General features: G+C 38.8%; 15 protein-coding genes and 1 other annotated feature. Of the genes, 3 read left to right on the top strand and 12 right to left on the bottom strand.

Annotated elements, in window-relative coordinates; genetic code table 11:
• Positions 1-22: 22 nt before the first annotated feature.
• The gene (gene polX, locus G8O30_RS09425; RefSeq protein WP_239671837.1) at positions 23-1741 is read right to left on the bottom strand and encodes a DNA polymerase/3'-5' exonuclease PolX; all 1719 of its coding nucleotides are present in this window, start codon (positions 1739-1741) and stop codon (positions 23-25) included.
• A gap of 209 nt (positions 1742-1950) precedes the next feature.
• Entirely contained in the window at positions 1951-2487 is a 537-nt protein-coding gene (locus G8O30_RS09430; RefSeq protein ID WP_239671838.1) for a CvpA family protein, read from the bottom strand.
• Positions 2488-2644: 157 nt separating this feature from the next.
• On the opposite strand from G8O30_RS09430, the gene rnhC reads away from it, so the two are divergent.
• The gene (rnhC, locus tag G8O30_RS09435; RefSeq protein ID WP_239671839.1) at positions 2645-3571 is read left to right on the top strand and encodes a ribonuclease HIII; all 927 of its coding nucleotides are present in this window, start codon (positions 2645-2647) and stop codon (positions 3569-3571) included.
• Between the two features lie 20 nt (positions 3572-3591).
• On the opposite strand, the gene G8O30_RS09440 is transcribed toward rnhC, so the two are convergent.
• From G8O30_RS09440 to G8O30_RS09455, 4 genes are all read right to left on the bottom strand, one after another.
• Positions 3592-3810: a hypothetical protein gene (locus G8O30_RS09440; protein ID WP_239671840.1), complete on the bottom strand. Its 219-nt coding sequence runs from the start codon at positions 3808-3810 to the stop codon at positions 3592-3594.
• 182 nt (positions 3811-3992) lie between these two features.
• Positions 3993-6410, bottom strand: a complete 2418-nt coding sequence (gene pheT / locus G8O30_RS09445; protein ID WP_239671841.1) for a phenylalanine--tRNA ligase subunit beta — start codon at positions 6408-6410, stop codon at positions 3993-3995.
• A gap of 12 nt (positions 6411-6422) precedes the next feature.
• Positions 6423-7460: a phenylalanine--tRNA ligase subunit alpha gene (pheS, locus tag G8O30_RS09450; protein WP_239674532.1), complete on the bottom strand. Its 1038-nt coding sequence runs from the start codon at positions 7458-7460 to the stop codon at positions 6423-6425.
• Positions 7461-7517: 57 nt separating this feature from the next.
• Positions 7518-7749, bottom strand: a binding site (T-box leader).
• 72 nt (positions 7750-7821) lie between these two features.
• Complete coding sequence (locus tag G8O30_RS09455) at positions 7822-8583, bottom strand: TrmH family RNA methyltransferase (protein WP_239671842.1); 762 nt, start codon at positions 8581-8583, stop codon at positions 7822-7824.
• An 85-nt stretch (positions 8584-8668) separates the two neighbouring features.
• Here G8O30_RS09455 and sspI point away from each other — a divergent pair, with 85 nt between their 5' ends.
• A complete protein-coding gene (gene sspI / locus G8O30_RS09460; RefSeq protein ID WP_239671843.1) occupies positions 8669-8875 on the top strand; it encodes a small acid-soluble spore protein SspI in 207 nt (68 codons plus the stop codon).
• 556 nt (positions 8876-9431) lie between these two features.
• Here sspI and G8O30_RS09465 read toward each other — a convergent pair.
• Together G8O30_RS09465 and G8O30_RS09470 are read right to left on the bottom strand one after the other, a co-directional pair.
• On the bottom strand, positions 9432-10520 hold the full coding sequence (locus G8O30_RS09465; RefSeq protein WP_239671844.1) for a M42 family metallopeptidase: 1089 nt from the start codon (positions 10518-10520) through the stop codon (positions 9432-9434).
• 74 nt (positions 10521-10594) lie between these two features.
• A complete protein-coding gene (locus G8O30_RS09470; protein ID WP_239671845.1) occupies positions 10595-11083 on the bottom strand; it encodes a dUTP diphosphatase in 489 nt (162 codons plus the stop codon).
• Positions 11084-11198: 115 nt separating this feature from the next.
• On the opposite strand from G8O30_RS09470, the gene G8O30_RS09475 reads away from it, so the two are divergent.
• The gene (locus G8O30_RS09475) at positions 11199-11612 is read left to right on the top strand and encodes a sigma-w pathway protein ysdB (protein WP_338040614.1); all 414 of its coding nucleotides are present in this window, start codon (positions 11199-11201) and stop codon (positions 11610-11612) included.
• On the opposite strand, the gene G8O30_RS09480 is transcribed toward G8O30_RS09475, so the two are convergent.
• The 4 genes from G8O30_RS09480 to infC form a co-directional block, all read right to left on the bottom strand.
• A complete protein-coding gene (locus tag G8O30_RS09480; RefSeq protein ID WP_239671847.1) occupies positions 11601-11873 on the bottom strand; it encodes a DUF1294 domain-containing protein in 273 nt (90 codons plus the stop codon). The genes G8O30_RS09475 and G8O30_RS09480 overlap by 12 nt on opposite strands.
• 64 nt (positions 11874-11937) lie before the next feature.
• On the bottom strand, positions 11938-12294 hold the full coding sequence (rplT, locus tag G8O30_RS09485; RefSeq protein WP_239671848.1) for a 50S ribosomal protein L20: 357 nt from the start codon (positions 12292-12294) through the stop codon (positions 11938-11940).
• A 30-nt stretch (positions 12295-12324) separates the two neighbouring features.
• On the bottom strand, positions 12325-12525 hold the full coding sequence (gene rpmI / locus G8O30_RS09490; RefSeq protein ID WP_071411100.1) for a 50S ribosomal protein L35: 201 nt from the start codon (positions 12523-12525) through the stop codon (positions 12325-12327).
• Between the two features lie 18 nt (positions 12526-12543).
• Positions 12544-13050, bottom strand: a complete 507-nt coding sequence (gene infC / locus G8O30_RS09495; RefSeq protein WP_239674533.1) for a translation initiation factor IF-3 — start codon at positions 13048-13050, stop codon at positions 12544-12546.
• Between the last annotated feature and the right edge of the window lie 109 nt (positions 13051-13159).

The following is a 13159-nucleotide window of genomic DNA, read 5'->3' on the forward strand; positions in this document are numbered from 1 at the left end:
ACTTTCTTTTGCCCGTATCTCTTTACGTAAGATGTCTATTTAAATAAGCTTGGAATTCATCTTTTGATTTTGTATTGATAACATTATCTTTAGACAACCATCCCTTTTTACCAATGGAAACACCTAGTTCCATAAAGTCAAGATGAGTAGTATCGTGTGCATCCGTATTAATCATGACGGAAACACCTAGTTCTTTCGCTTTGCGTAAAACTTCGTCGTTTAAGTCAAAACGATATGGGTTTGCATTTAATTCAACAGCCGTATTTGTTTCTTTCGCTAATTGTAATAGTTGGTCAATATCAACGGAGTAGCCTTCTCTTTTCCCAACGATTCGACCAGTTGGATGTGCAATTAAGTCCACATGTACATTCTGTAACGCATTCTTTAATCGCTCCATAATTGTCTCCACAGGCTGTTGGAAAGAGGAATGAATGGACGCAATAACAAAGTCTACTTCGGAAAGTAAATCTTCATCAAAGTCTAAGTCTCCATTTGGTAAAATATCCATCTCTGTTCCTGTAAATATATGAAAGTCATCGAATTCTTCGTTCAGTTGACGGATCTCTTCCATTTGCGCACGAAGACGTTCTGGTGAAAGGCCGTTTGCGACTTTTAAATAATGCGAATGATCCGTTATGGCAATGTACTCATACCCTTTTGCTCTACAAGCCTCTACCATCTCTCTTATCGAATACGCACCGTCAGACCAAGTAGTATGCATATGAACATCGCCGCGAATATCTGAAAGCTTAATTAATTTGTCTTCTCCCAGCTTTTCATCCACTTCTTTTCCTGACTCACGAGCTTCTGGTGGAATAAAAGGTAAGCCGAAATGTTCATAAAACGCTTCTTCTGTTTCAAACGTTAAGACCTCTCCCGTTTCTAGTACCTCTACTCCATACTCACTAATCTTTTCATCTCTCTCTTTTGCCAGTTGTCTCATTCTAACATTGTGATCTTTTGAACCAGTAAAATGGTGAAGTGTCGTAATAAACGCCTTAGGTTCTACTAAGCGGAAATCGACGGATATACTGACGTCTTCCACTTCCATTACTACTGATACTTTTGTATCACCTGCAGCGATAACTTCTTGAACTGGTAGCTTTTTCACTAATTGATCGCGAACTCTTTCCGGATGATTAGTTGCGATAATGAAATCTAAATCTTTTACTGTTTCTCTTACTCTTCGTAAGCTTCCAGCTCTAGAATAGCGAGTTATATCTTCCATGCGTTGCAAAGCTTCTTCTATTAACGTCGCTACCGGCAACGCCGCATAATACGGATATCGATCTGGTCTTTGTCCAACCTTTTCAATAGCCGCTAGTATTTTTTCTTCTGTTTTTGCTCCAAAGCCTGCAAGGGTCTGAACACGGTTCTGTTCACACGCTTCTTTTAGTTGTTCCATAGAAGTTATCCCTAATTCTTGATAAAGTTTCGCAATCTTTTTTCCACCAAGACCTGGTAACTGTAATAATGGTAATAGCCCTTTAGGAGTTTTCTCTTTTAATTCCTCTAATACAGAAGAAGTTCCTGTAGAAATAAACTCATTAATAGCAGCAGCAGTTCCTTTACCAATACCCGATAATTTAGTAACATCGTCAATCATATCCAATGACCTATCATCATTTTCAAGGGCTGCTGCTGCTTTACGAAATGCAGATGTTTTAAATGCATTCTCCCCGTTCAATTCCATATAAATTGCAATAGATTCCAAGTGCTTAATTACTTCTTTTTTGTTCATGTTTCCACCTACCGTACATTATGTCATATATAGTTATTATATCGGAGTTAATTAGGGATTAAAAGCCGAGAGAATAGAGTAGTAAAAATGTGAAGATAAGACACTGAACAAGGAGACTCGGTTAAGAGGATGACACAACACGGAGCTATTACAGATCATGTAAAAAAAGACTGTCCGGCAACTCACACCTGCTGGACAGTCTTAAGCATTTATTGGACGTTGTCAATCCACCATTCCTTTACCTGGTTAGAGAGAATTGGGGTATGTTCTAATATCCACGCTGCTACATTTGAACTTTGTAGACCAACTTGTATAGGCTCAATTGGCAATAATGCGGCTACATATAGTACGATAAATGTTAGTAAATAGACTTCGATAAATCCTAATACACCACCTGCCCATACATTTACTCCTCGAACGATTGGGATGTGCGTGACAAAGTCTAAAGCAGAACCGATAATTTGTAATACAATTCTTACTAACACAAAAATGAGGAAAAATGCGATGACGCGATAATAAGCATCTTCGAATGAACCATTACCTAGAAGCATTTCCACTTCAGATGAACCAAAGGATGGATAAGGAATCCATAACTGAAGAGTAGGAATAATACGCTCATCATAGACAGCAGCAACAATAAATGCAATGATAAAACCAGTCATATGTATAAACTGAAGGATAAATCCTCTTTTTAATCCAATGAGGAATCCCATAATAAGTAACACCAATAAACCAATATCTACCATAATTTTCAGTCCTTTACGAAAAACTTTCGCGAAACCTAAACACCACACGACTAAATGCGACAAAAGGTTCAATTTATCTTAGCATGATTTGAAAATGATTGTCTATGAAAACAAAAAATTCTAACTATTAAATCCATAAATGGAAAGGAACGACAAAATGGGGAACTTAGTATTAAAAGTATCTACCAATACAATAAAAGAAATGAAAGAGTATTATCAAAAATCGTTAAAGTCACCTTCTCCACCTTACACTGCTTTTTCAGCAAAGGTTGGTTCTTGCACGATCACTGCTTATCAATCTGGGAAAGTCATGTTCCAAGGATCTGGCGCTGAAGTCGAAGCGAGTAAATGGGGAAAGGTAGAACCTTCTCAAGCAAAAGCTTCTACTGCTTCTGCTTCTTTACCGAAAGGATTCGAAGGTTGGTCCGTGATAGGATCTGATGAAGTTGGGACAGGAGATTATTTTGGACCATTAACAGTTGTAGCCGCCTATGTCCCAAAAGATAAATTGGCACTTGTAAAAGAACTCGGAGTAAAAGATTCTAAAGACTTAAAAGATCCACAAATTATTACGATTGCCAAAGAATTAATTCATGTAATTCCCTATAGCTTGTTAGTATTACCAAATGATAAATACAATGAAATTCAAGCAAAAGGATATTCTCAAGGAAAAATTAAAGCACTGCTACATAATCGAGCTTTGAGGAATGTCTTACAAAAAATATCTCCTGTGAAACCAGAAGCCATTTTAATAGATCAATTTGCGGAAAAAAATATTTACTACCGTCATATTCAAACAGAAAAAGAAATAGTGAGAGAAAATGTTTATTTCTCAACAAAAGCGGAAGGGTTACATTTATCAGTTGCAGCTGCTTCCATTATTGCTCGTTACGCATTTTTAAAACATTGGGATGAGTTAAGTGAAAAAGCTGGTATCATTTTACCGAAGGGAGCAAGTAACAAGGTGGATGAAGCTGCAGCTAAATTAATACGGAAACATGGGGAAGAAGCTTTGTGGCGATACGCCAAAGTCCATTTTGCCAATACACAAAAAGCGAAGAATTTATTATATAAAAAGCGATAAAACCACGTGAGTCCGTGGTTTTATCGCTTTTTCTTTTTAGAGTTATCAAGCGCAACTTTACTTTTTACTATAGCTTCTCTTATCACTTGCACTTGTACTGTCTTTTCATCCAATTCTAAAACTTGCTCAACTATTGCATTTCTCCCTTTGATTCTTACAGTCGCACCTGTAGCAGGAACCTGCTTCGTTAGTTGGCATAATAGTACAACTCGGTTTTCTACGTAGGAAATTACTTTCATCGTCTCTCACCTTTTCTAGTAAAATAAGTCCACAGCCTATCAGCAATGTACCTCTCTACAACGTATGAGAGCTTGATGAGGGTTATTACTAGATTTATAAAATTTAGTAGGAATGCTCTCCCACTGTCACGTAACAAAAAGCCCACCTAACGAATCAAGTTTCGTTAGGTGGGCTTCCATACTTATCCTCTTAACACTGCGTTTGCTTTTTCTTGAAGGGCAGTAAGCACGCGGTCATGCGCTTTTACTACTTCTTCATCTGTTAACGTTCTTTCTGGATCCATATATTTAAGAGAGAATGCTAAAGACTTTTTGCCTTCTTCCATTTTTTCTCCTTCATATAAATCAAACAGTTTCACTTCTTTAAGAAGTGATTTCCCTGCTTCTAAAATAATCGATTGTAAGGAACCAGCTGTAACATCACTTTCTACAACCAATGCAATGTCACGTGTGATAGAAGGATATCTTGGCACAGTTGTGAAAGATAAAGCTTCAACCGCTGCTGATTCTAACGCCGTTACATCCATTTCCACCACATACGTTTCTTTTAGACCGATATTTTTTTGGACAATTGGGTGTACTTGCCCCACATAACCAATCACTTCACCGTCTAAAAGAATATCTGCTGTTCTACCAGGATGCAATTCTTTTAGTGAAGTGTTTGCAACAAAGCTAATACGATTTCCTAGTTGTAATCTAGTGGATAATGCTTCCACAATTCCTTTTACAACGTAGAAATCAACAGCTTTCTTCTCACCTTGCCACGCATGTTCATGCCAGTTACCTGATACTGCTACTGCTAGACGCTCTTTTTCTTCTGGTAACTGGTTTGCTCCAGTTGATAAGAACACAGAACCTAACTCATAGACAGCAACAGATTCTAGCTGACGCGCTTGGTTATAGGCAACGACTTCTAACAATTGTGGCACGATACTTAAACGAAGTCGACTTCTCTCTTCACTCATTGGTAAAGCTAATTTCACTGGCTCTCTTTTCTCTAGAGCAAACTGAAGAGATTTCGACTCACTTGTTAAAGAATACGTAATAGCTTGCTTTAAACCCGCTCCTTCAAATGTGGAACGAATTTCTCTACGTAAACGTTGACGCTTGGAAAGCTGTCCAGTTGTCGCAACCATTGTTGGTAATACGGAAGGAATCACGTCATACCCATAGATACGTCCCACTTCTTCAATTAGATCTTGTGGAATAGTAATATCTCCACGACGAGTAGGAACCGTAATGTCAAACGTACCATCTGATTCTTTCACCGTGAATTGAAGACGTGTAAAGATGTCCTTCACTTCATCTACTGTTAAACTTGTTCCTAATAAAGAGTTGATATGGTTCATCGTAACTTGAACCGTAGCTTCTACCGGCTGCTCTACTTGTACTTCTGCTTCTCCAGCTAAAACTGTTCCACCTGCAAGCTCTTGTAATAAGTATGCCGCACGATTTGCAGCTGCTTTCACGCGATTAGGATCTACACCTTTTTCAAAGCGAGCACTTGATTCACTGCGTAAACCATGGCGCTTAGACGCTTGACGAATTAATTGTGGATTAAAGTAAGCAGACTCTAGTAAAACTGTAGTTGTGCTATCAGATACTTCTGTCGCTTCCCCGCCCATGACACCAGCTAACGCCACAGCTTCTTTACCATTTGTGATAACGAAGTCTTCTTCCGTCAATTTACGCTCTTCTCCGTCTAATGTAACAATCGTCTCTCCAGCATTTGCTTTACGAGTTTCTACAATAGTAGAACCAAAACGATCATAATCAAATGCATGAAGTGGTTGACCGTACTCCATCAATACATAGTTTGTAATGTCTACTACGTTGTTGATAGGACGAATTCCAGCAGCTGCTAAACGAGCTTGCATCCATACTGGAGAAGGTTTTACTGTTACATTTTTAATTACTTTCGCAACGTAATGTGGGTTAGACTCATGGTCTTGAAGCATTACTTTTACCGCTTCATTTGCTTGATCCGCTGCTTCTCTAATAGTAAACTCAGGCAACTTCACTTCTTTACCTAGAATTGTTGCGACTTCGTACGCTACCCCTAGCATACTTAAGCAATCCGAACGATTAGGTGTAAGACCCAACTCTAATACAGCATCATTTAAATGCAATTGCTCTAATGCATCTTCCCCGACTGGAGCATCACTTGGGAAAACATAGATTCCTTCTGCATATTCTTTTGGAACTAATTTTCCTTCTACTCCTAGCTCTTGAAGAGAACAAATCATTCCGTGCGAAGCTTCCCCGCGTAATTTTGCTTTTTTAATTTTAAAGTTACCTGGTAGCACTGCGCCTACAGTAGCTACAGCAACCTTTTGTCCTTTATCGACATTCGGAGCACCACAAATTATTTGCACTGGCTCTTCTGCACCGATATCCACAAGACATTTATTTAATTTATCGGCATCTGGGTGCTGTTCTTTTTCTAACACGTGACCGACCACGACACCAGATATACCTTCATTACGAACTTCCACACCTTCCACTTCAACACCAGCACGAGTAATTAAATCAGCCAGTTTTTCGGCAGAAACTTCTTGCACATCTACATATTCTTGTAGCCATTTATATGAAACAAACATGTGAACTCCTCCTTATTCGTGTACCGAGAACTGTTGTAAGAATCTGCTATCATTTGTATAGAAATGACGAATATCATCTACACCATATCGAAGCATCGCAATTCGCTCCACTCCAATACCAAAAGCGAACCCAGATAATTCTTTTGCATTGTATCCATTCATCTCTAGTACGTTTGGATGCACCATTCCTCCGCCTAACACTTCAATCCATCCAGTGTTTTTACAAACGGAACAACCTTTTCCATTACACATCTTACAAGAAATATCAATTTCTACTGATGGTTCAGTGAATGGGAAGAAACTTGGACGAAGACGAATTTCACGCTCTTCTCCAAACATTTTCTTCGCAAAAACTTCTAACGTCCCTTTTAAGTTCGCCATCGAAATGTCTTTTCCGATTACTAACCCTTCAATTTGCATAAATTGATGTGAGTGCGTAGCATCATCGCTATCACGTCGATACACTTTACCAGGACAAATAATTTTAATTGGTCCTTTTTCTACATTTCCTTCCATTGTTCTTGCTTGAACGGTAGAAGTATGTGTACGCATTAATAAATCATCTGAGATATAGAAAGAATCTTGCATGTCTCGAGCAGGATGACCTTTTGGAAGATTTAGCGCTTCAAAGTTGTAGTAATCCTTTTCCACTTCTGGTCCTTCCATTACGCTGTAGCCCATTCCAATAAATAGATCTTCCATCTCTTCAACAATTTGCGTTAGTGGGTGACGAGAACCTTTTGAAACCGGACGACCTGGTAAAGTAACGTCAATCGATTCAGAAGCAAGTTGTGCTTTTACTTCTTCTTCTTCTAACAATTCTTTTTTCGCTTCTAACTTTTCTGTGATTTCTTCACGAACGACATTTACCAAAGCTCCCATTTTCGGACGCTCTTCTGCAGAAAGTTTGCCCATTCCTCTAAGTACTTCCGTGATCGGTCCTTTTTTCCCTAAATAAGCAACACGAACATCATTTAGTTCTTTTAATGTTGTAGATTGTTCAATACTTGCCAGAGCTTCTTGCTTAAGCTGGTCTAACTTTTGTTGCATTTCCATGTAAATTCCTCCTTATCAACCTTTGGAAAACAATAAAAAACCTCCTCCCAAAAAAGGGACGAGGTTTGAATTCGCGGTACCACCCTTGTTAAGGCTAGTAAATAGCCTTCACTCGATTGCCGTTAACGAGGCAAGTCGGAATTCCTTTACCCTTTTAAAAAGAGGTCCCGGAACTCACTCTGGAGGTGAACTTCCATTGTTTAATCTTTAGAACGCTTCCAGTCAAGGCGTTCATTCCCTAAAAAGATAAACACAACGTACTTTTCTCCGTCTACGTATTACCTGTATATGTTTTACCTACGGACATTGTATGTTAAAAGCTGTACAATGTCTAGTCGTTGGATAAAAATCCATTTTATTTTGTAAAATGGAACATTAAAACGCCAGCTGCTACACCTACGTTTAAGGATTCTGCTTTACCAGCTAAAGGTATATAGACATTGGCAGTTGTCTTCTCTAAAATTTCTGTTTTCACACCTTGACCTTCATTCCCTACAATTAATGCAAACTTCTCTGGAGGTGTAACAGAAAATACAGAAGTAGCGTTTTGTAAAGACGTTCCAAAAGTAGGAACATCGTTCTCCTGTAAGTCATCTAGTAGCGCTTCTAAATCTTCTCGTATTATTGGTAAATGTACGTGACTTCCTTGGGCAGAACGCAACACTTTTCCATTGTATAAATCCGCAGAACCTTTTCCTAAAACAATTGCATCAAAGCCTGCTGCATCAGCTGTTCTAATCAATGTCCCAACGTTACCTGGATCCTGAACAGAATCAAGTAGTAAGATTTTTTTCCAAGCTGTTTGATACTTGTTTTGTTTTGGCATTTCACAAACAGCAAATACAGCTTGTGAATGTTCCGTTTCTGCTAGTGACTCTGCTGCAATAGCAGAAAGATAGGTAATCTCGACTCCATCTACATTCCATTTGCTTGGGATACGGATTTCTTCTGAAACTAATAACGTTACGATTTCATCTTTAGCATGTAGTAGCATTTCCTCCACAAGATGAAATCCTTCTAGTATATATTGTTGCCTTTTTTCTCTTTCTTTTCGTTGTGTTAGTTTCTTCCATTGTTTTAACTTTTCATTTTGTGCAGATCGTATAACCGTGGTCATAATACCCTCTCTTTCCTCACATAATCCTCAAGACTCGGGTAAAACTACTAATGATTGACCCTATATTTTAAAAGGAGGATTTTCCATGAATTTAAATTTACGTCAAGCTATATTAAACAACATTTCTGGAAATAACGAAAGCCAACTACAAGAAACTATTGTAGATGCAATCCAAAGTGGCGAAGAAAAAATGCTACCTGGTCTTGGCGTTCTATTTGAAATCTTCTGGAACAGCGCACCTCAAGACGAGAAAACAGCTGTATTAGAGACGATTGCAGACCAAGTGAAGTAAATCTTTTATGCTGACACCGTAGGACTTGTTGTTCTATGGTGTTTGTTTTTGATGGTGTTTCTCTTGGAGGGTCGTCGCATTCCTCGGAGTTCGGTCGCTTTCCTCTAAGTTCGGTCGCTTTCTCAGAAGTTCGGTCGCTTTCCCCGAAGTTCGGTCGCTTTCTTCAAAGTTCGGTCGCTTTCCCCGAAGTTTGGTCGCTTTCTTCAAAGTTCGGTCGCTTTCCCCGTAGTTTGGTCGCTTTCTTCAAAGTTTGGTCGCTTTCCCCGAAGTTTGGTCGCTTTCTTCAAAGTTCGGTCGCTTTCCCCGAAGTTCGGTCGCTTTCTTCAAAGTTCGGTCGCTTTCCCCGAAGTTTGGTCGCTTTCTTCAAAGTTCGGTCGCTTTCCCCGAAGTTTGGTCGCTTTCCCCGAAGTTTGGTCGCTTTCCCCGAAGTTTGGTCGCTTTCTCCTAAGTTCGGTCGTTTTTTCAGAAGGTTAATCACGTTTTAAGATATTCTGCACTTATCATCAGCATCCCCACTAAATCAGCAAAAGAGACGGAGTTATCCGCCTCTTTTTCATTAATCAAATGTAATTGTATCAACCGCTTTGCGATCTAGACGCTTAATTACTTCTACAATCAACTTAACTGCCTTCTCGTAGTCACCTTTGTGCAACATTGCTGCATTGGAGTGAATGTAACGAGTTGGGATCGTGATAGAAAGAGAAGGTACTCCGTTTGCCGTAATGTGAATCGCACCAGAGTCCGTTCCTCCACCTGGCATTGCATCGAATTGATAAGGGATATTCAGCTCATCCGCTACATCCGTTACGTAATCACGAAGACCTTTATGAGATACCATAGACGCATCGTAAAGAACGATTTGTGGACCGTCCCCCATCTTACTTAGCGCTTCTTTCTCTGTTACACCTGGAGTATCACCAGCGATACCTACGTCTACTCCAAATGCTATGTCTGGCTTAATTTGTGAAGCAGATGTGCGCGCTCCTCGTAAACCAACTTCTTCTTGAACAGTTCCAACGCCGTAAACTACGTTTGGATGTTTCTCGTCTTTTAATTGTTTTAATACATCAATTGCAATAGCACAACCGATGCGGTTATCCCACGCTTTCGCAAGAAGCATGTCAGGGTTTTTCATCACTGTGAATTCAAAGTATGGAGTAACCATGTCTCCAGGACGTACGCCCCACTCCAACACTTGATCCTTAGAAGTTGCACCAATATCTACAAACATATCTTTAATATCTACAGGCTTTTTACGAGCTTCTGGAGGCAAGATATGAGGTGGTTTTGATCCTATAACACCAGTAATCTCCTCACCAGAGCGAGTAGTAATAGTTACACGTTGTGCTAGCATAACTTGGGACCACCAGCCTCCAACTGTTTGAAAACGAACAAATCCTTTATCTGTAATAGAAGTAACCATGAAACCAACTTCATCAAGGTGTCCTGCTACCATGATTTTTGGTCCATTTTCCTCTCCAATTTTCTTAGCAATTAGGCTTCCTAATCCATCCGTTTCTATTTCAGTAGCATATGGAGCAATCCACTTTTTCATCACTTCACGAGCTGCTCGCTCATTACCTGGAACACCATTAGCATCCGTTAACTCTTTTAACATTGTTAACGTTTCGTTATTTGTCGTCATTGAGACCCCTCCAAAAGCTTATTTTTATGTATAGATACTATTATATCGAACTACACCCTAGTTGCACAAATATTCTAATAACCGCTCTCTTGCCTCTGATAGTTTATTGCATTTTTTTCATCGTATGCAGCTTCCATTTCCGCTCTAGTAAAACCTAAAGCTGAGCCTAAAGATATGTACATACTGAATAAGTGTTGGTACTTTTCTATATTAACTTCTGGTGATAAAACAGCTAATTCTTGATACATTCCTTTAAATAGGGAAGTCAGGTCAGTGTCTACTTGTTCCTCTTTCCACTCTGTTTCATTTTCGAAACCAAGTTCTATTCCTAGTGAAAGAAGAAAGTGAAATCCATCTATGTACTCTTCTAAAATAATACTTTTTTCAGAAGCAGGTTTCTTACTCCAAAATTTAAAACACCTTGTTTCGTTTGCTAGTTCACCTAATTCTACTAGAAAGGCAACTTGTTTTTTTGTAAAAAGAGAATCTTGTGTAACAGCTTGAGTTGTTTCGATGTAATGGTCTAATTTTCTTTGCTTTTCAAACCAATTTTTTAGCGTCACTTTTACTCCTCCTAAAAATAGTTGATAAAAAAATGAAACATTTTTACTCTCACATACGTAAATAAGTAACTACCCTTATGCAAACATTTTGGGAACCTTAGGAAGGATGGTGTATATGATTTTAAGGTTCATACTATTTATCGCTTTTTGCTATTTTATTTATCTTGGAATTCGGTATTTCTTTCATCCCAAAAGAAAGCTTGAAGCAGCTGTCGAATCAGGTGCATTTTACTTTTATGATGATGAAAAAAATGTACGCCATAATTTCTTGATGACGTACAAAGGTTGTTTATTTGAAGGAGAAAAATACCTCGGCACCACTAAAAATGCTTTTGATGTAGTCTCTATTTTCATATGGCCTCATAAAACAGAGAAATTAAAAGGATTTACGTATGATGATTTTACCTTCATGGAAGCGCAAATCAAAAGTGTATATCCTAACGCAAAGCTCGATTGGAAAAAGCCTATTCAAGATTTCCTAGCGTCAAAAAATAAACGTTGGGATGACTTATTGGATTCATCCAAGTAGGTTATTTTGCTCAGCCCATAACCAAATTAAAAACCATACCACGGTCAAAAATGGGATTCCCAATTTGAAGGAGGTATGGTTTGTTTTATGTCTAACTACTCGCATAGCTATCCACATACCAAATGCTCCACCAAGTATTGCTACCGTCCAAAGTGTCTTTTCAGAAGTACGCCATTCCTTATTCATGGCTTTCTTTTTATCTTGTTTCATCAAGATATTTCCAACATAGCTTAATGCCATGATATAAACTAATAAAATCATGTGCTTGGCTCCTTTAATGTAATGGCAAAAAAACCACCTATTTCTAGGTGGTTTTTACTGTTCATTAAGAAAGTTTTGCTTTTGCTTGGTTTGCTAATTCAGCGAATGCTTTCTCATCGCTAACTGCAAGCTCAGCAAGCATTTTACGGTTAACTTCGATACCTGCAAGTTTTAAACCGTGCATTAAACGGCTATAAGATAGTCCGTTCATACGTGCTGCCGCATTGATACGTGTGATCCATAGCTTACGGAAATCACGTTTCTTTTGACGACGGTCACGGAATGCATACATTAGAGATTTCATAACCTGTTGGTTAGCTACTTTGAATAATGTATGTTTTGAACCGTAATAACCTTTTGCTAATTTTATAACTTTCTTACGACGTCTGCGTGTAACTGTACCGCCTTTTACGCGTGGCATATTAGTTCCCTCCTAATCTTTCCTTCAATATTACTTAATGTTGTCTAACATATGGCGAATACGTTTGAAATCGCCTTTAGAAACTACAGCTGCTTTACGAAGTTTACGTTTCGCTTTAGTAGACTTGTTAGCGAATAAGTGACTTGTGTAAGCATGTGAACGTTTTAATTTACCAGAACCCGTTTTCTTGAATCGTTTCGCAGAACCGCGATGCGTTTTCATTTTTGGCATTGGGGACTCCTCCTCCGATTATTTCTTTTCGTTAATAGGTGCTAATACTAAGAACATGCTACGACCATCCATTTTTGGTTTGGATTCAATCGTACTCACGCCCTTGCATTCTTCCGCAAAGCGATCTAGTACACGTTGACCAATCTCTTTGTGTGTAATCGCGCGTCCTTTAAAGCGGATAGACGCTTTAACTTTGTCGCCTTTTTCTAAGAACTTGATAGCATTACGAAGTTTCGTATTGAAATCATGTTCATCAATTGTTGGGCTTAAGCGTACTTCTTTGATATTGATGACCTTTTGATTCTTACGTGCTTCTTTTTCTTTTTTCTGTTGTTCGAAGCGGAACTTACCGTAGTCCATAATACGTGCTACTGGTGGTTTCGCATTCGGTGCAACAAGAACAAGATCTAAGTTAACACGAGCAGCAATCTCAAGTGCTTCGTTCTTTGACTTGACACCAAGCTGTTCTCCATTTTGATCAATCAGGCGAACTTCACGAGAACGAATACCATCGTTAACGAACATGTCTTTGCTAATAATTAGCCACCTCCAAGGTTTAATCAAGAATACGTTAGTAGCATCCAAATTGCTTATGCACGCATAAAAAAAGCGAGCCCACAACCGGAACCCGCGT

The sequence above is a fragment of the Mangrovibacillus cuniculi genome (genome assembly GCF_015482585.1).
In the GTDB taxonomy this organism is placed as follows: Bacteria; Bacillota; Bacilli; order Bacillales; family R1DC41; genus Mangrovibacillus; species Mangrovibacillus cuniculi.